This window comes from Micromonospora sp. C31 (assembly GCF_018070575.1).
GTDB lineage: Bacteria > Actinomycetota > Actinomycetes > Mycobacteriales > Micromonosporaceae > Micromonospora.
This window is the reverse complement of the sequence record NZ_JAGPXN010000007.1, coordinates 155,307-173,500: the sequence shown is the minus strand read 5'-3', so window position 1 is coordinate 173,500 and position 18,194 is coordinate 155,307. Positions and strand designations below refer to the sequence as shown.

General features: G+C 74.7%; 15 protein-coding genes. 3 read left to right on the top strand and 12 right to left on the bottom strand.

Going from position 1 to position 18,194, the window contains the following annotated elements; all coding sequences use genetic code 11:
• Positions 1–65: 65 nt before the first annotated feature.
• From alaS to KBX06_RS12120, 6 genes are all read right to left on the bottom strand, one after another.
• Positions 66–2,744: an alanine--tRNA ligase gene (alaS, locus tag KBX06_RS12145; protein WP_210834581.1), complete on the bottom strand. Its 2,679-nt coding sequence runs from the start codon at positions 2,742–2,744 to the stop codon at positions 66–68.
• Complete coding sequence (locus KBX06_RS12140; RefSeq protein ID WP_210834580.1) at positions 2,741–3,046, bottom strand: hypothetical protein; 306 nt, start codon at positions 3,044–3,046, stop codon at positions 2,741–2,743. Before KBX06_RS12140 ends, alaS begins: the two co-directional genes overlap by 4 nt.
• A gap of 27 nt (positions 3,047–3,073) precedes the next feature.
• Positions 3,074–3,535 carry a DUF948 domain-containing protein gene (locus KBX06_RS12135; RefSeq protein ID WP_210834579.1) on the bottom strand — a complete coding sequence of 154 codons (462 nt, stop codon included), beginning with the start codon at positions 3,533–3,535 and terminating at the stop codon, positions 3,074–3,076.
• 151 nt (positions 3,536–3,686) lie between these two features.
• Complete coding sequence (locus KBX06_RS12130) at positions 3,687–4,310, bottom strand: hypothetical protein (protein WP_210834671.1); 624 nt, start codon at positions 4,308–4,310, stop codon at positions 3,687–3,689.
• Between the two features lie 2,645 nt (positions 4,311–6,955).
• On the bottom strand, positions 6,956–8,464 hold the full coding sequence (locus KBX06_RS12125) for a replication-associated recombination protein A (protein ID WP_210834578.1): 1,509 nt from the start codon (positions 8,462–8,464) through the stop codon (positions 6,956–6,958).
• Between the two features lie 76 nt (positions 8,465–8,540).
• Positions 8,541–8,762, bottom strand: a complete 222-nt coding sequence (locus KBX06_RS12120; protein ID WP_210834577.1) for a hypothetical protein — start codon at positions 8,760–8,762, stop codon at positions 8,541–8,543.
• 12 nt (positions 8,763–8,774) lie between these two features.
• Here KBX06_RS12120 and KBX06_RS27750 point away from each other — a divergent pair, with 12 nt between their 5' ends.
• On the top strand, positions 8,775–9,092 hold the full coding sequence (locus tag KBX06_RS27750; RefSeq protein ID WP_210834576.1) for a GNAT family N-acetyltransferase: 318 nt from the start codon (positions 8,775–8,777) through the stop codon (positions 9,090–9,092).
• Between the two features lie 13 nt (positions 9,093–9,105).
• Here KBX06_RS27750 and KBX06_RS12110 read toward each other — a convergent pair whose 3' ends face one another.
• From KBX06_RS12110 to KBX06_RS12095, 4 genes are all read right to left on the bottom strand, one after another.
• A complete protein-coding gene (locus KBX06_RS12110) occupies positions 9,106–10,431 on the bottom strand; it encodes an MFS transporter (RefSeq protein WP_210834575.1) in 1,326 nt (441 codons plus the stop codon).
• On the bottom strand, positions 10,428–11,018 hold the full coding sequence (locus KBX06_RS12105) for a helix-turn-helix domain-containing protein (RefSeq protein WP_210834574.1): 591 nt from the start codon (positions 11,016–11,018) through the stop codon (positions 10,428–10,430). Before KBX06_RS12105 ends, KBX06_RS12110 begins: the two co-directional genes overlap by 4 nt.
• A gap of 261 nt (positions 11,019–11,279) precedes the next feature.
• Positions 11,280–13,085, bottom strand: coding sequence for an aspartate--tRNA ligase (aspS, locus tag KBX06_RS12100; protein WP_210834573.1), 1,806 nt, complete (start codon positions 13,083–13,085; stop codon positions 11,280–11,282).
• A 121-nt stretch (positions 13,086–13,206) separates the two neighbouring features.
• Positions 13,207–13,974 carry a hypothetical protein gene (locus KBX06_RS12095; RefSeq protein WP_210834572.1) on the bottom strand — a complete coding sequence of 256 codons (768 nt, stop codon included), beginning with the start codon at positions 13,972–13,974 and terminating at the stop codon, positions 13,207–13,209.
• A 195-nt stretch (positions 13,975–14,169) separates the two neighbouring features.
• Here KBX06_RS12095 and KBX06_RS12090 point away from each other — a divergent pair, with 195 nt between their 5' ends.
• Entirely contained in the window at positions 14,170–14,835 is a 666-nt protein-coding gene (locus tag KBX06_RS12090) for a hypothetical protein (protein WP_210834571.1), read from the top strand.
• 176 nt (positions 14,836–15,011) lie between these two features.
• Here KBX06_RS12090 and KBX06_RS12085 read toward each other — a convergent pair whose 3' ends face one another.
• Positions 15,012–16,061: a S1 family peptidase gene (locus tag KBX06_RS12085; RefSeq protein WP_210834570.1), complete on the bottom strand. Its 1,050-nt coding sequence runs from the start codon at positions 16,059–16,061 to the stop codon at positions 15,012–15,014.
• Between the two features lie 250 nt (positions 16,062–16,311).
• On the opposite strand from KBX06_RS12085, the gene KBX06_RS12080 reads away from it, so the two are divergent.
• Positions 16,312–17,142, top strand: a complete 831-nt coding sequence (locus KBX06_RS12080) for a GDSL-type esterase/lipase family protein (protein WP_210834569.1) — start codon at positions 16,312–16,314, stop codon at positions 17,140–17,142.
• Between the two features lie 103 nt (positions 17,143–17,245).
• Here KBX06_RS12080 and KBX06_RS12075 read toward each other — a convergent pair whose 3' ends face one another.
• Positions 17,246–18,178 (bottom strand): acyl-ACP desaturase, encoded by a 933-nt coding sequence (locus tag KBX06_RS12075; protein WP_210834568.1) that lies wholly within the window; start codon positions 18,176–18,178, stop codon positions 17,246–17,248.
• Positions 18,179–18,194 lie beyond the last annotated feature (16 nt).

Here is an 18,194-nt window from a genome sequence, read left to right as displayed (position 1 = left end):
ACTCCCCCTGAAACGGCGAACCAGGGCGGACCACGGGGGTCCGCCCTGGCGGCTAAGAGCACGCATCACGCGTCGGCGATCGCCTTCTCGACCGTGCGGAGCAGGTTCGGCGCCTCGGCGGCCGGCAGGCCGCCGCCCTGAGCGAGGTCGGGACTGCCGCCGCCGCGACCGGAGAAGGCCGCCTTGACCAGGTCGGACGCGGTCAGACCCCGGCTGCGCGCCGCCGGGTTCACCGCGACGACCAGCGACGCCTTGCCGTTCGCCCGGGCCGCCACCGCGACGACCGTCGGCCGGGCCGGATCGATCCTGCCCCGGATCTCCTGGGCGAGGGTCCGCACGTCGTTGCCGGCAGCGCCCTCCGGTGCCTCGGTGCCCACGTACGCGACCCCGCCCACCTCCTTGGCCTGCGCGGCGAGCGCCGCCGCGCCACCGAGCACGAGCTGGGCCCGCAGCTTCTCCAGCTCCTTCTCGGCGTCGCGCAGCTGCGTCACGGTCTGCTCGACCCGGTCGGCGACCTGGTCGTTGGGCACCCGGTACAGCTCGGCGAGGCGGGACACCAGCAGGTGCTCCCGGGCCAGGAAGTTGAAGGCGTCCATGCCGACCAGGGCCTCTACCCGGCGCACCCCGGAGCCGATCGACGACTCGTTGAGGATCTTCACCAGGCCGAGCTGGCCGGAGCGGGCGACGTGGGTGCCGCCGCACAGCTCGCGGGCGTAGTCGCCGACCTCGACGACCCGCACCTGTTCGCCGTACTTCTCGCCGAACAGCGCCATCGCGCCGATCCGTCGCGCCTCCTCCAGGGAGGTGATGAAGGCGTGCACCTCCAGGTCGGCCAGGAGCACCTCGTTGACCTGCTGCTCGACGTCGCGCAGCACGCTGGGCGCCACCCCGGTCGGGGTGTTGAAGTCGAAGCGCAGCCGCCCCGGGGCGTTCAGCGAACCGGCCTGGGTGGCGGACTCGCCGAGGAAGTTGCGCATCGTCTGGTGCACCAGGTGCGTCGCGGTGTGCGACCGGGAGATGGCCCGCCGGCGGGTGGTGTCGATCTCGGCGTAGCCGGTCTCCCCCGCCCGTACCTCGCCCCGCACCACCCGGGCGCGGTGCACGATCAGGCCGGGCACCGGCTGCTGCACGTCGAGCACCTCGACCTGGCCGCCGCCGACGGTGATCATGCCGAGGTCGGGCTGCTGCCCGCCGCCCTCGGCGTAGAACGGGGTGGCGTCGAGCACCAGCTCGATCGTGTCGCCCTCGACCGCCGCCCGGCGGGGGCCGTCGACGCCGAGCACCGCCCGCACCGTCGACTCCCGGGACACCTCGCCGTAGCCGGTGAACCGCACCGGGCCGCCCGAGTCGAGCACCGACCGGTACGCCGACAGGTCGGTGTGCCCGGTCTTGCGCGCCTGCGCGTCGGCCTTGGCGCGGGCCCGCTGGTCGGCCATCAGCCGGCGGAAGCCCTCGGCGTCGACCGCCAGGCCATGCTCGGCCGCGATCTCCAGGGTCAGGTCGATCGGGAAGCCGTACGTGTCGTGCAGCTGGAACGCCTTCTCACCCGACAGCGCCTGCTTGCCGGCGGTGCGGGTCTCGGTGATCGCCGTGTCCAGGATCGTGGTGCCGGCACGCAGGGTGGACAGGAAGGCGTCCTCCTCCGCGTACGCGTAGTCGGCGATCCGGTCGAAGTCGGCGGCCAGTTCCGGGTACGACGGGGACATGCAGTCGCGGGCCACCGGCAGCAGCTCGGGCAGCGCCCGCTCCTGCCAGCCCAGCAGCCGCACCGCCCGGATCGCCCGGCGCATGATGCGGCGCAGCACGTAGCCGCGCCCCTCGTTGCTCGGGGTCACCCCGTCGCCGATCAGCATCAGCGCGGTACGCACGTGGTCGGCGATCACCCGCAGCCGCACGTCGTCCGGGTGCGACTCGCTGGCGACCTGGCCGGACCGGGCGCCGTAGCGCTTGCCGGTCAGCTCGGCGGCCCTGGCGAGGATCGGCCGGACCTCGTCGATCTCGTAGAGGTTGTCGACGCCCTGGAGGATGGACGCCATCCGCTCCAGGCCCATGCCGGTGTCGATGTTCTTCGCCGGCAGGTCGCCGAGGATCGGGTAGTCCTGCTTGCCGGTGCCCGGACCGCGCTCGAACTGCATGAAGACGAGGTTCCAGAACTCCATGTAGCGGTCCTCGTCGACCGCCGGGCCGCCCTCGCTGCCGTACTCCGGACCACGGTCGTAGAACAGCTCGGAGCACGGGCCGCACGGGCCGGGGATGCCCATCGACCAGAAGTTGTCCGCCTTGCCCCGGCGGACGATCCGTTCGGCCGGCACCCCGACCGAACGCCAGATCTCGAACGCCTCGTCGTCGTCGAGGTAGACGGTGGGCCAGACCCGCTCCGGGTCGAGGCCGTACCCGCCCTGCTCCTGGGACTTGGTGACCAGGTCCCAGGCGAGCGGGATCGCCCCGTCCTTGAAGTAGTCACCGAAGGAGAAGTTGCCGTTCATCTGGAAGAACGTGCCGTGCCGGCTGGTCTTGCCGACCTCGTCGATGTCGGGCGTGCGGATGCACTTCTGCACGCTGACCGCCCGCCGGTAGGGCGGGGTCTGCTGCCCCAGGAAGTAGGGGACGAACTGCACCATGCCGGCGTTGACGAACAGCAGGTTCGGGTCGCTGATGGCGGGCAGCGGAGCGGACGGCACCACGGTGTGGCCGTTCGCCTCGAAGTGGGCGAGGTACCGCCGCTTGATCTCCGCCGTCTTCATCGCTGGTGTTCCTCCGGAAAGATCTCTCGGTCGCCGATGCGCGGGTCCTCCCGCAGCTCGGCGAACTGGTCGTCGAACGCCTCGCCCTGGGCGAACGCCTCGTGGATCTCCTGCTCGCGCTCGGCCATCGCGACCCGGACGTCCTCCACGAAGCTACGCAGCGACTCCGCCAGCCCGCCAGCGGATTCGGTCACCGTGCTGGCGATGCCGGCCGGGGTGTACGCCTGTGCGGTGCGGGTGGCCTTGCGGACCACCACCACACCGACGGCCAACCCGATGCCGAGCCAGAACAACCGCCTCATCTCCGAGCCCTTCCTGGTCGTGCCGGATCAGCGGTTGCCGCGCTTGGCGGCCCGCCGCTGCTGCTTGATGGTGTCGCGCACCTCACGCTCGGTCTCGGCGTGCCGCCGCGCGGACGCCGCCTTACGGACGCCGTAGCCGAAGGCGGCCACCTTGACCAACGGGTTGGCGGCGGCGGCGGAGACGACGGTCGCCAGGTTCGCCACGTTGGCGGTGACGTTCTGCGCGTGGCTGGTCATGGTGTCGACCTTGGCGAGCTGGAGATTGACCCCGTCCAGCGAGGTCTGCACCTGCTCCAGGGCGGTGTTGACGTTCCGGACCGTGGTGTTCACGTCACCGAGCAGCGGCGCGGTCCGGTCGTTGAGGTCGTTGATCATCCGGGTGGTGGCGTCCACGGTGTGCCGCAGCCGCAGGATGGGCAGCGTAAGGATCAACACCAGCATCGCGAACGCGATCGCCGCGATCAGCGCCGCGACCTCGAAAAAGCCCACGCCTGTCCTCCTCAAGCAGAGTTCCGGGAACCCGACGTCCCCGCAACGCGCGACCGTCCTACCCACACCGCCGCTCGGCGACCCGTGGAGGGTCGGGCGGGGGCTGGCGGTCCGCCAGCCCCAGACCCTACCGTCCGTGATGGAAACCGGCTCAGGACGGTGACGGTGTCGGTGTCGCGAGCGGATCCTCGGTGAGCGTCGGGAAGGGGTCCTCCCCCGTGAGTGACGGGTCCGTGCTGGGCTGGGGCCGGGTCCGCTCGTCGTCGATCGCGTTGCGGACCTTCACCGACACCAACGAGCCGGAGCACTCCTGCGCAGCGGTGGCCGGGTCGGGCGACGGCACGACGGCCGGTTCCCCGTCCACCGGCGGCGGCACGCAGGCGGGCTCGCGCACCCACAGGTCGAGGGTCAACTCGTCCCGGCGCCAGCACGTGTAGCTCCCCTTGGCCGGCTGCTCGGGGCAGCGGCTCACCTTCCACGGCCGCCAGCCGTCGTCGGTCAGCGCCCGCTCGTAGACCTGGGTCGTCTCCCCGGGCGACCGCTCGGACGTGGCCGTGCGTTCGCGGAGTCGGCAGTCGAGCAGGCACCACCGGCTGCCGCTGACGTCGTCGACGGGTTGCACCGCCGCCCAGCCCGGCACGTCCAGCTCGTCGAGGGTGCCGAAGACCGGATCGCGGCTGAGCGTACGGATGCCGAAGTAGAGCGGGATCGCGCCGAGCAGCAACACGCTGACCAGGGCGAGGATGCCCGCCCGCAGCCGTCGCCGCTCACGCATCTGGCGGCGCAGCTCGGACCGTGCGCCGCGCAGTCCGCCGGAGCCGGCCGCGTCGTCGTCCGGCGACTCCGGCTCGACGGGTGGGCGCGGCACCGGTGCGTCGGCCGGCGCGGCAGGCGGTACGACCGCCGCGGCGGCCCGCGCCACCACCGGTTCGGCCGCGCCTGGCCGCGGCGGCACCGGCGGGACACCCGACGGCTCCGGCCGCCCGGGCTCGCGGTGGGGCGGGAGGGCCCGCCCGGCGGCGCGGTCCTCGGGCCCGGGGCGGGGCGCCGGGGCGGCCGCCCGGGCCACTCCGGACGGACCGCCCGGTCGAGGGCCCGCGCCGGACCTCGGCTCGGGCCCGTCCCGCCCGGCGGCCGGCGGCCGGACGGCGCCGGAGACCCCAGCGGGGCGGACCGGCTCCGGCGCGGCGCCGGCGGGGCGGTTCGGGTCGGCCGACATCTGGCCGGTCGGCCCCGGGCCGGGGGCGCCCGCTGCGGGCCGGGTGGAGCCCGGCGAGGGCTCGGGGAGGTGCCCCTCGTTCCGGCCGGGCCCGGGGAGGCGCGGACCGGGCCGGGTGTTCGGGCCCGTCTCGGACGGCACCGGCACGGCGGCGGTGCCGGGCGACGCGACGGGACGCGCGGACCCGGCCGGACCGGCGTCCGGGCGCGCGGCACCCCGCACGGGACCCGCCGGACCGGCATCCGGGCGCGCGGCACCCCGCACGGGACCCGCCGGGGCCGCATCGGGACGCGCGGCACCCCGCACGGGCCCGGCCGGGGGCACGTCCGGGCGAGCCCGGCCGGCCGGGCTCGGGCCGCCGGGCGGCGACGGTGGGCCGGCCGGCGCGGGGCGGGCGGCGCCCCGGGCCGGTGCGCCGGGATGGGGCTGGTCGGCGGGCCGGGGCGGCTCGGCGACGGGTCGGCCCCGCCCTGCCGGCGAGCCGGCCTCGGGGGCATCGTCGGTTCGCGGCTGCGCTGCGGGCCGCGCCCGGCCGGTGGGGACCGCGCCGGTATCGCCGCCGCGCTGCTCCGGTGCCGGGCCGCCCGGCAGGGGCGGCGGCACGGACCGCTTGATCGTCGGCAGGGCCGGATCGGTGTGGTGGGCACGGCCGGCCTGCCGCAACCAGTCGGCCGGGCGCTCCGGCCGGCCGGCGCGGGATTCACCGGGCTGGCGCCGGCGCCCCGCTTCCCCGTCGACCGGGAGCCGCGGGTGGGCAGGGTCCTCCGCCCCGTCCGCAACGGCCGGGCGGCCCGGGGCCACCGCGTCGTCCGCACGGTGGGCGGGCGGTGGACCCGCCACAGCGGCGCGGTCGGCCCGGCCGGCGCTCTCGTCGTCGCCGGCCGCGCGCCGGCCCCGACCCGCGACCTCGCCGTCGTCGGGCGCGGCGCGCCGGCCGCGGGCGGCGGGCGGCGGGGGGGCCCCGACGCCGGGCGGCGCGGCGGACGCGGGTGGGGTGTTGCCGGAGCGTGGGACCGGCGGCACGTTGCCGGACAGCGGTACCGGCGGGGCGTTGCCGGACAGCGGTACCGGCGGGGCGTCCTCCTCGGCGGCGCGGCGCCGGCCGGTCGGCGCTTCGGGGCGCCGGTCCCGGTCGGTCGTCCCCTGGCCGCCCGGCACGGCGCCGGGCGACGGCGGGGCGGTCGTCGGCACGGACCGGGTGCCGTCGGCCGGCACGGGCACGTCGGCGTCGGCCGGACCTCGTCGCATCCGGCCGGAGCGGGGGTCACGTCCCTCGGCCGGTGCGCCGCGCAGCTCGGCGGTCGGCGGCTGCGCAGCGCCGGGAGGCGGGACGCTGACCCGGGCCGCGCCCACGGCACCGCCGGGCAGCGCGGCGGACGGCGGCGTACCACCCGGCACCGCCGCCCGCCCGTCGGGACGCCGACCCGGCGTCGCCCCGGCAGGGTGCGGCGCGTCCGGTGCCTCGGGGTACGGGGGCACCGCCACACCCGGGCGGGGTCCGCTCGGCACACCGGTGGGGGGGTGGGAGGGCGGGCCGGGCTGCGGCCGGGTCCGGGGGGCGGACTGCGGGTGCGCCGGGAGACCGGCGCGCGGATTCGGCGGAATCCCCTGCGGGCCGGCCGGAGGGACCGCCGGGCCGGGCGCGTGCGGGCCGGGCGCGGCGCCGGCCGGCGGGCCCGACGGACCGGCCTGCGGTCCCGTCGGGGTGCCCGGGGCGGGGCGGGGCTGCCGCTGCGGGCCGTCCGGGCCCGGTTGCGGCAGGCCGGCGGCCGGGGGCCGGCGGCCGGGCTGGTGCGGGGGGACGGAGCCGGGGGCTGCGGAGCCGACCGGTCGGGGCGGTTCCGGCGCGCCCGGCCACGGTCCGTCGACCGGGCGGGACCGCGGGGGCTCGGCCTCGCCGCGGCGCACCGGGGGCGTGGCGGCCGGACCGGGGCCACGGTGGGGCGGCGGCCCGGCGGGGCCCGCAGCCGTCGGGTCACCCGGGCGGGGGCCGGCCGGCGAGGCGGGCTCCGCCCCGTCCGGACCCAGCTCGGTCCGCTGCTGCTTGGCCGAACGCAGGTCGTCGATCCAGCCGAACTCCTCGCCGCTGACCGGCTCCTCCGGCTCGGCCTCGGCCTTGCCCCGCCCCCATCGGCGCCCCTTGGCGCGGGAGTCGCGCCGCTCGTCGGGGCCGTCCTCCGGTCGCTCCGAACCACGCGATCTCACTGGTGACCCTCCCCGGCGGCGTCGCTGCCGCCCTCTCGCGCCGCGTCGGCGCCGCCCGTTTCCGTCTGTCGGCGGCCGTTGCCGGCCGATCCACCCCCGAGGGCCGCCGGCGCCTCCGGGGGCGCGGCCGGCAGCCCCCGGACGATACGGCGCAGCAGCGGCAGCCGCGTGGCGACCGCGCGCTCCGCGCCGTGCTGGCTGGGCCGGTAGTAGTCGGTGCCGGCGAGGTCGTCGGGGGCGTACTGCTGGGTGACCACGCCACGCTGGTCGTCGTGGGGGTAGCGGTAACCGGTCCCGTGCCCCAGCCCCTTGGCGCCCGCGTAGTGCCCGTCGCGCAGCCCGCGCGGTACCGGACCGCCCCGACCCGCGCGCACGTCGGCGATGGCCGCGCCGATCGCGGTCGTCGCCGAGTTCGACTTCGGCGCGGTGGCGAGGTGGATCACCGCCTGGGCGAGGTTGAGCTGCGCCTCGGGCAGCCCGACGTACTCCACGGCGTGGGCGGTGGCGGTGGCCACGCTCAGCGCGCTCGGGTCGGCCATGCCGACGTCCTCGCTGGCGAAGATGACCAGGCGGCGGGCGATGAACCGGGCGTCCTCGCCGGCGACCAGCATCCGGGCCAGCCAGTGCAGCGCGGCGTCCACGTCGGAGCCGCGCATGCTCTTGATGAAGGCGCTGGTGACGTCGTAGTGGGCGTCGCCGGCCCGGTCGTAGCGCACGGCCGCCACGTCGACCGCCTGCTCGGCGGTGGCGAGGTCGATCCGTCCGGTGCCGAGAGCCGTGGCGGAGGCCGCCGCCGCCTCCAGCGCCGTCAGCGCCTTGCGCACGTCGCCGGCCGCGAGGCGTACGAGATGGTCCTCGGCCTCGGTCTCCAGGGTGAGCGCGCCGCCGAGCCCGCGCTCGTCGGCGACCGCGCGGCGCAGCAGGTCGCGCACGGCCGCCTCGTCCAGCGGCTGGAGGGTGAGCAGCACGCACCGCGACAGCAGGGGTGAGATGACCGAGAAGTACGGGTTCTCGGTGGTCGCCGCGAGCAGCGTGACCGTGCGGTCCTCGACGGCGGCGAGCAGCGAGTCCTGCTGGGTCTTGCTGAACCGGTGCACCTCGTCGATGAAGAGCACCGTCTGCGGGCCGCCCGAGCGGCGCTGGCGGCGGGCGGTCTCGATCACCGCACGCACGTCCTTGACGCCGGCGGTGAGGGCCGACATGGCGACGAACCGGCGGTCCGTGGCCCGGGCCACCAGGTGTGCGATGGTCGTCTTGCCGCTGCCCGGCGGGCCCCAGAGGATGACCGACATCGGCGCGGTGGCCGAGACGAGCTGGCGCAGCGGGGCACCGGGCGCGAGCAGGTGGTCCTGCCCCACCAGCTCGTCGATGCTGCGCGGGCGCATCCGGACGGGCAGCGGCGAATCCTCCCCCACCGCCGTGAACCCGTCCACGCCGACGGAACCCGCGGGCGCGGGGGGCGCTCCGGCGGGCTCACCGAGGGAGAAGAGGGCGTCGGACTCCATCACGGGAACAGTACCGGGCCCGGCCCACGGCGTCGGAAGCGCGCCGCAGGGCCGGGCCCGCGATGATCGGTTACGGTCAGCCGCGGCCGGGACGCCGGCCCCGGTACCACCGGCCGCCACCTCCGCCGCCCCCGCCGCGCGGGCCCCGGCCGACCCCGGCGAGGTAGAGGGAGAGCAGCAGCAGGCCGATGAGCACGAGAGTGTTCCAGTTGAACAGGTCCGGGGCACCGAAGTTGGTGTCCAGCAGGTCGATGAGCAGGGCGAAGCCGAAAACGATCGCCGCGAGAATGGCGAGCATGGCGTTCCTCCGGTGGGGGTTACCAGTGGGTCGGCGCGGGATGTACCCAATCGGTCCGTCCGTCAATCTCCACGGTGGATCGGCCGGACTGCGACCAGCTCCGACGGCGGCCGGGGCGACGTCGGCTTCCTCGCCGGCCTGACCGTCGCCCCCGACCGGCGGGGCCGGGGTCTGGGCGCGGCGCTGACCGCCGCGATGACCCGGGCCCTGCTCTCCCGCCACGACACCGTCGCGCTCGGCGTCTACAGCGTCAACGTCGCCGCGATCCGGCTCTACCGGCGGCTCGGCTTCACCGGCGCCCTGGCCCGCAGCTCGGTGCAGCTGGCCTGAACGCCCGCCGCGGTCAGGCCCCGCGCCGCGTGCCGGAGACGGGTGCCGCGTCGGGGACGCAGTCCGATCCGGCACGGGCACCCGAGACCGGCCCGGCCGCAGGGGCGCGGTGGCGGGCCCGCCAGGCCGGCAGGTAGAGCGGCGCGGCGAGGGCCAGCACCACGGCGCCGACCAGCATCGCGACGGAGACGCTGACCGCGTCCGCGAGGGCGGTGAGCACGATGGCGCCGGCCGCGAAGCCGGGCTGGCCCATCATCGAGTTCAGCGAGAGCACGCTGGTCCGGTAGGGGCCGTCGACCTGCCGGTGCAGCAGCCCCATGTGCAGCGGGTTGGACGCCCCGTGCACCGTGTAGCAGGCGAGGTAGGCGACCAGCACCCCGACCGGGCCGGCCAGCAGGCCCATCCCGACGATCGTCGCGCCCTGCACGATCCGCAGCAGGGCGGCGCTCGGCGCGGCGCCCAGCCAGCGCAGCAGCAGCGGGGTGAGCGCCGCGCCGGCCGCACCGGCGAGCCAGGCCGCCGAGCTGGCCGGCCCCAGCAGCGCCGCCGCCCGGTCCGGGTCGCCGACCACCTCGGCCAGCCGGACCGGCAGCAGCGACTCGAAGGTGACCATCCCGAAGCCCCAGAACAGCTCCACGCAGACCAGGGCGAGCAGCACCCGGGAGCGGCGTAGCAGCCCGAGCGCCTGCCCGACCATCCGGGGCGCCTCGACGACCGACGCGCGCAGTGCGCCGGCGCCCCGGGCCGGGCGGACCTCCCGCAGCAGCACCAGCAGGGCGACCAGGGCCGCCGCCTGGAGCGTGATCGCGAACAGCACCGGAACGGTCAGCGCGCTGACCGGCCCGATCGGCCCCAGCGCGACCAGGGCGCCGCCGAGCAGGGCGCCCGCGCCCATGGCGACACCGACGACCGTGCCGGCGTGGCCGAGACCCGGCTCGTAACGGGCGTCCGGGTCGGCGGCGAGGGTGGCGTCGACGTACCAGGCTTCCATCGGGCCGCTGTCGAGGGCCCGGAAGACGCCCTGCAACGCCCAGACCAGGAAGAAGAGGGCGAACGAGTCGGCCACGGCGAAGAGCGTGAGCGAGCCGAGGTTGACCAGCCAGGCCACCACCAGGACCGGGCGGCGCCCGAGGGCGTCGGCGAGGCCGCCGGTGGGCAGTTCCAGGGCCAGCACGACCAGGCCCTGGGCGACGGTGACCAGGCCGATCTGCGACAGCGTCAGGCCACGCTCCTGCATCAGCAGGATCATCACCGGGACCATCAGGCCGGTGGGCAGCCAACGCAGCCCGTGCAGCACGAGGAAACGACGCCGGACCTGGCGTACGGACAGCGTGCTCACCGGCTGCCCTCGATCCGGGGGAACGCGGCCAGGAAGACGAGCACCGGCTCCGCCTCCGGCTCGTCGGGAACCTGTTCGTCACGGTAGCGTTCGAGCAGCTCCCACACCTCGTCGTTGAGGGCCCGCAGGCGTGCCGGGCCGAGCGTCAGCAGGATGTCGCTCATTCCGGCGGCGTCGCGCCACTGCCGGGAGTAGCCGTGCGCGGCGGCCATCCAGCGCTCGGCCTGCTCGGCCATCAGCCGCGCCTGGTCAGCCTGGATCCACTGCACCGCCGCCCGGGCGTCCGGGTCGTCGTCGAAGTCGGTCGGCTCGAAGTTGCTGATGTCGTGCGCCGCCTGCCACCACCGCTGCCGGCCGGTGCCCCGGTCGAGGTCCTCGGTCACCAGCCCCACCTCGGCGAGCTGGCGCAGGTGGTAGCTCGTCGCCCCGGTGTTGGTGTCCAGCTTCCCGGCCAGCGTGGTCGCGGTCGCGGGACCGTCCGCGCGCAGCGTGCCGAGCAGCCGCATCCGCAGCGGATGGGCGAGGGTGCGCACCTGTCGGGCGTCCAGGTGGACGGTACGCGGGGCGGTCGCTCGCTCGTTCTCCATGGATGCAGAATAGTGCTGCACACTTTCTGTGCACAATAGGTGTGCACAGAAAGTGTGCATAAGTCGTACGCGGATCCTCCGAAGGGCGAGCAGTTCGCGGACGCCGCGCAGGCGGATCGGCAGCAAGGCGGACCACTGCCTCCCGCTTCCGGCCGTGGATCATGAGGTTCGCGCCACGTCATCCGACGAATGTCGACGCGAACCTCATGATCGACGCGTGGGCCGGGGGCCGGGGCGGGTACCGCCGGCCGGCGGGACGGATCAGGTGGGGTCGGCGACCGGGGCGGCCGGGCCGGCCGTGCCGGTGTGCGGCGCCGCTACGGCCTTCGGCTTGGCGTCGATGCCGGCCTCGGTGCGCTGCTGGCCGGTGATCGGCGTGGGCGCGCCGGTCAGCGGGTCGAAGCCGCCCCGGGTCTTCGGGAAGGCGATGACCTCGCGGATCGAGTCCGCGCCGGCGAGCAGCATGCAGACCCGGTCCCAGCCGAAGGCGATGCCGCCGTGCGGCGGGGCGCCGTACTTGAACGCCTCCAGCAGGAAGCCGAACTTGTCCTGCGCCTCCTCCGGGGTGATGCCGAGCAGGTCGAACACGCGCTTCTGCACGTCGCCCCGGTGGATACGGATCGAGCCGCCACCGATCTCGTTGCCGTTGCAGACGATGTCGTACGCATAGGCCAGGGCCCGGTCCGGCGCCTCCTCGAACCGGTCGACCCACTCGGCGTTCGGCGAGGTGAACGGGTGGTGCACGGCCGTCCAGCCGCCCTCGTCGGTCTTCTCGAACATCGGTGCGTCGACCACCCAGCAGAACGCCCAGGCGCTCTCGTCCACCAGCCCGGCCCGCCTGGCGATCTCGATGCGGGCCGCGCCGAGCAGTTCCTGCGCCTCGCGGGTGTCGGCGCTGGCGGCGAAGAAGACCGCGTCGCCCGGCTTGGCGCCGACCGCGTCGGCGAGCCCGCCCAGGTGCTCGGCGGAGAGGTTCTTCGCCACCGGCCCGCGCGCCTCGCCGGTCTCGGCGTCGAGCACCACGTACGCCAGGCCGCGCGCGCCGCGCGCCTTGGCCCAGTCCTGCCAGCCGTCGAGTTCCTTGCGGCTCTGCGCCGCGCCACCCGGCATGACGACGGCGCCGACGTAGCCGCCCGCGTCGATCGCGCCGGCGAAGACCCGGAACGCGGTGCCGCGCAGGTAGTCGGTCAGCTCGGTCAGCTCGACGCCGTAGCGCAGGTCGGGCTTGTCGGAGCCGTAGCGGGCCATCGCGTCGTGCCAGGTGATGCGCGGGATCGGCCGGGAGATCTCGTGGCCGGCCAGGTCCTTCCACAGTGCCGAGACGATCGCCTCGCCGAGGTCGATGACGTCGTCCTCGGTGACGAAGGACATCTCGATGTCGAGCTGCGTGAACTCCGGCTGCCGGTCGGCACGGAAGTCCTCGTCGCGGTAGCAGCGCGCGATCTGGTAGTACCGCTCCATGCCGCCGACCATCAGCAGCTGCTTGAACAGCTGCGGCGACTGCGGCAACGCGTACCAGCTGCCGGGCTGCAGGCGCACCGGCACCAGGAAGTCGCGGGCGCCCTCCGGCGTGGACCGGGTCAGCGTGGGGGTCTCGATCTCCAGGAAGTCCCGCTCGTGCAGCACCGTCCGGGCGAGCTGGTTGGCCCGGGAGCGCAGCCGCATCGCCTTCGCCGGGCCGCTGCGGCGCAGGTCGAGGTAGCGGTAGCGCAACCGGATGTCGTCGCCGGCCTCGACCTGGTCGTCCACCGGCAGGGGCAGCGGCGCGGCCTCCGAGAGCACCTCCAGCTCGGTGGCGGTCACCTCGATCTCGCCGGTCGGCAGCTCCGGGTTCTCGTTGCCCTCGGGGCGGCGGGTCACCTCGCCGGTCACCCGGACGCAGAACTCGTTGCGCAGCGCGTGTGCGTCCTCCTCGCGGAACACCACCTGGACCACGCCGGAGGCGTCGCGCAGGTCGACGAAGATCACGCCGCCGTGGTCGCGCCGGCGGGCCACCCAGCCGGCGAGCGTCACCGTGGTGCCGGCGTCCGTCGCGCGCAGGCTGCCGGCGTCATGGGTACGGATCACGACTCGCGTCTCCTCATCTGCGGTACAAGCGTTACCCCTGGCATTCTGTCAGCCGTCCCCCGCGCCCCGTTGCGGGGTGAGGAAGGCGGGGTCGGCCGACGACGCGGATCCGCTCTCGCCCCTACAGCGGGATGTCCCAGGCCTTCGCGGTCAGCACCACCGTGCCGTCGTCGTTGACGTCCGTGACCTGCACCAGGGCCATCTTCCAGGTGTCGCCGCGCTCCCGGGCGTCGGTCAGGTTGGTCCGGATGCAGAGCACCACGCTCTTGCGGGCGGGGACGTTGATGTCCGTGCCGATGCCGCCCTTGTCGATCCGGTCGTCGCAGTCCGCGGCGCTGAGCGTCGCGGCGTCGACCTGGGCGCCCTTCGTCCCGGGGGCGAGGTTGAAGTACGACGAGTTGCCGCCGCACCGGGCGGTGAACCGAAGCTCCTCGCCGTCGCTGACCCGCACCTCGGGCTTGTCCAGGTCGATGTCCAGGTTGGTGTTGCAGCTGGCCCGCAGGGTGAGGCGCTCGTCGACGTACTTCTCCTTGAACGGGGTCTGCGGGTCGATCGACGGTTCGGCGCTCCCGCTGGTGCCTGGCTCCGGCGGCGGCTCCGCCCCGGTCGTCGCCGGAGCCGGCGGGGTCGACGTCTGCGCCGGCTCGCCGGTGCCCGGCGGCTCGCCCACCCGGCCCGCCCCGGCCGCCCGGGCGATGTCCCGGGCATCGTTGGCCTGGTCGAGCGCCCGCAGCGACAGCACCGTGGCGAGCAGGCCGAGGACGACGGCCAGCGCGGCGGCGCCGACCGCCACCAGGGGCCACCGGCTGCCGCCACGTGGCTTCGCCGGTGGTGGGCTGCCCGGCTTGGGAGGCGGCGGCAGCGCAGCGCCGTGCTGGTCCGAGCTCATCTCGTGCTCCTCACGTCGGTGGCCGTCCGACCGCCGCCCGGGCAACGTGTGACGGGCGGCCCGCCGGGCACGGGGCGCATTTATCCCAGAAAGCCGGCAAGATCGCTGTCAGCAACCCGTCACCGGTCGGGAACGCCTCGTCACCGCCGAGTCGGGATAATGAACCGCCCCTCGATCTTGTGCAGGTGAGCCCCCATGACCGAGCCGTCGACCGGCACGGACTCCTCCCGCCGCCGGCGCGGTCTGACGCCCGGCGAGAAGACCGGTGCGACGATCGGTCTGGCCAGCCTGCTCGTCGCCGTGCTCGCCTGGCAGTGGCCCCGGCAGGGCCAGGACCCCCGGCCCACCCCGCCGCCGAGCCCGTCCCGGGTGTCCACGACCGCGCCGGTCACCACCCCGGCCAGCACCGGCAGCGTCGAGCCGGGTCGGGCGTACCTCGACACGCTGACGCCCGAGACCGGCGCCGGCTACCTGCGACCGTTGCCGCGCGCGCTCGCCGGCCGGCCCGATCTGCCGCACCCGGTCGTGCTCTCCTGCCCGACCAACGACGGCGAGGACCGCAGCCGCTCGGTCAGCTACCCGCTGAAGCGGCGCTACCTCGCCTTCTCGGCCACCTTCCATGCCTGGTACCCGCCGGGGCAGGACCCGGAGTCCGCCGTACGGATCAGCGCCGTGGTGACCGTCCGACAACCCGACGACACCCTGACCCGGCAGCCCAGGCCGGGCCGTACGACCACCATGTCCCGCCCGGCGGAGTCGCTCTCCTTCTCTGTGGAGGGGGCCGACCTGCTGACCCTGACCGTGGAGTGCGACCTCGGCGAGGGCCTCGCCGTGCTCAGCGACGCGGGGCTCACCCGCTGAGCGATCTCCCCCGACGGTCGACCCCGGGCCCCGGTCGGCGCCGGTGAGCCGGCCGCCGCGCTGGCACAGGTGCTCCCCCCAGGAGGGCAGTTGGTGGACCTGTTCGCCCGGCGAACCGCTCGCGGCACGCGGACGGGCCGCCGGGATCACCCGGCGGCCCGCTGCGGTGCGTTCGATCAGAAGATGCTGACGCCGTAGCGGCTCAGCGCCTCGCCGACCGGCTGGAAGTAGGTCGTGCCGCCGGTGCGGCAGTTGCCGCTGCCACCGGAGGTGAGGCCCAGGGCGGTGGAGCCGCTGAACAGCGAGCCGCCGCTGTCGCCCGGCTCGGCGCAGACGGTGGTGCGGATGAGGCCGGAGACCGAGCCCTCGGCGTAGTTCACCGTGGCGTTGAGCGCGGTCACCCGGCCGCTGTGCAGGCCGGTGGTGCTGCCGGAGCGCTGCACCGACTGGTTGACGTAGGCGTTGCCGGCGGCGGTGATGTCCCGGTAGCTGCCGTTGTAGAGGTAGACGTTGCCGGCGGCGTTACCGGAGTTGTTGTGCCGCACGATGCCGTAGTCGTTGCCCGGGAAGCTGCTGCCGGCGCGGCTGCCGAGCAGGCTGGTCTGGCCGGAGTTGCTGTACCAGCTCGAGGAGATGTTGGTGCAGTGCCCCGCGGTCAGGAAGTAGTAGGTGCTGCCGCTGCGGACGTTGAAGCCGAGGGAGCAGCGACCGCCGCCACCGGCGTAGATGGCCTGGCCGCCGGAGATGCGGGTGCTGAGCACGCCCGACTCGGCCTCGATGCGGATCGCGCCGTTCATCTTCGCGGCGGCGGCCTTCACCCGCTCCAGCTTGGCACCGGTGACCGTGCTGTCGACGGAGACGACGACCTGGTTGGTGGCCGGGTCGGTCCACCACGCCGTGCCGGGGATCTTGGCGGAGCGGTCCAGCTCCGAGGTGGCCCGGGCCAGCTCGCTGGCGCCGCGCTTGACGATCTTCGGGGTGGCGCCGGCGGCGCTGACCTGCCGGGCGGCGAGCGCGTCGGTCACGGTGACGACCATCTTGCCGTTGGCGTCGGCGTACGTGCCGGCGGACCGGTCGCCGAGGCGCTCGGCCAGGCCGGCGGCGGCGTCAGGCGAGGCGAACGAGGGTGCGGCCTGGGCGGGCGCGCCGATCAGCGAGCCGGCGACCATGGCGCCGGCCGCGGCGACGACGGCGGCACGACGGAGCGAGGACCTCGTGGGTCGCATGCAACAACCTCCAGGGAGGGGTGACGGACCCGCGTCGGGGCGACACGGGCCGGGAGCAGCCCTGCCGATCTGGGGGTACCGGCCGAGCTCACTGAAGTATTCACATACTTGAGTTCGTAGGCAAGACCCGACTTTGTCCTTTTCGCCCCTGCTACGGCGGCCATCAGCCCGAAACATTGTGGACACTTACGCGCATCGATATGCTCGCCCCACCGTCCCACCATCCGGTACGCGTGATCCGGAGGCCACCATGAAGTCCGTCCGACGGCTGCTCGCTCCCCTCGCCACCCTCACCGCCCTCGTCCTGCTGGCCGGCAGCCCGGCCGCCGCCGACCCCGGCCCGCCCCCGAACTCGATGGCCAGTCTCGGCGACTCGATCACCCGCGGCTTCAACGCCTGCGGCTGGTACGTCGACTGCACCTCCCGGTCCTTCAGCACCGGCGACAACTCCACCGTGAACAGTCAGTACCTGCGCATCCGCGCGACCAACACGGCCATCAACGGGCGCAACCACAACGACGCGCGCAGCGGCGCGAAGTCCGCCGACATGTACGGCCAGGCCGGCACCGCCGTCAGCCAGGGCGTCGACTACGTCACCATGCTGATCGGCGCCAACGACGCCTGCACCGGCACGGAGGCGGCGATGACGCCGGTGGCCACCTACCGCGCCAACATCGACTCCGCACTCGGTCGCCTCAAGGCCGGGCTGCCCACCGCCCGGGTGCAGTTGATCAGCGTGCCGGACGTCCACCGGCTCTGGGCCGTCGGCAAGGACAGCGGCAGCGCCCGCAGCGCCTGGTCGCTGTTCGGCATCTGCCAGTCGATGCTCGCCAACCCGACCTCCACCGCGCAGGCGGACGTGGACCGGCGCAACCGGGTACGCCAGCGGGTCGTCGACTACAACACCCAGCTCGCCCAGGCCTGCGCCGCGTACGGGCCGAACTGCGACTTCGACGACAACGCCGTCTTCAACTACCCGTTCGCCCTCGGTCAGCTCTCCACCTGGGACTACTTCCACCCGAACGCCTCGGGTCAGCGGGTCCTGGCCAGCGTCTCGTACGCCGCCGGTTTCGGCTGGTAGCGGGCCCGGTGCGACGCGCGGACGGGCGGACCATCCCGGCCCCCGCACGTCCGCGCGTCGCGCCGGCAGCCCTCCGGACCGGTTGGGCGGGGCGGGGCGGGGGTCAGCGGGCGGCCAGGCGGGCGGCGCGGGCGTCGCGCTTCTCCTCGAAGCGGGCCGCGGCGCGCTCCAGGTCGTCCAGGTGCGTCGCGATCTGGTCGCGGGCGGCCTCGCCGTCGGCGTCGAGCCCGGTCACGTTGAACACGTCCCACTGGCGCAGCACCGGCATAACCACGTCGTCGCGGTGCTGGCGCAGGTCGTAGATGCCGGCGAGGGCGATCGCCACGGACTTGCGGGCGAAGCCGTCGATGCCGTTGCCCGGCATCTGGAACTGGGCCAGCACATCGGCGACGGCCCGCATCGTCTGCCCGGGAGCCACCTCGAAGGCCGCGCCCAGCAGGTTGCGGTAGAAGACCATGTGCAGGTTCTCGTCGGCCGCGACCCGGGCCAGCAGCGCCTCGCACGCCGGGTCGCCGGCCGCCCGCCCGGTGTTGCGGTGCGAGATCCGGGTGGCCAGCTCCTGGAACGAGACGTACGCGAGGGAGTGCAGCATCTCCTCGTCGTGAGCGTTGCGGTAGCCGGCGGACATGTGCGTCATCCGGGCCCGCTCCAGCGCCACCGGGTCGACGGCCCGGGTGACGGTCAGGTAGTCGCGGATGGCGGTGCCGTGCCGCCCCTCCTCGGCCGTCCACCGGTGCACCCACGTGCCCCAGGCGCCGTCCCGGCCGAACAGGGTGGCGATCTGGTGGTGGTACGAGGGCAGGTTGTCCTCGGTCAGCAGGTTGACGATCAGCGCGGTACGGGCCACGTCGGGGATCGTCGAGTCGCTCTCGGCCCACGCCTCGCCGCCCAGCGGCCCGTCGAAGGTACGCCCCTCGCTCCACGGCACGTACTCGTGCGGGAACCACTCCTTGGCGACGGCCAGGTGCCGGTCGAGGTTCTTCTCCACGGCGGGTTCCAGCTCACGGAGCAGGGCGGTCTGGCTGAGTGTTGTCACGACGATCTCCCTACGG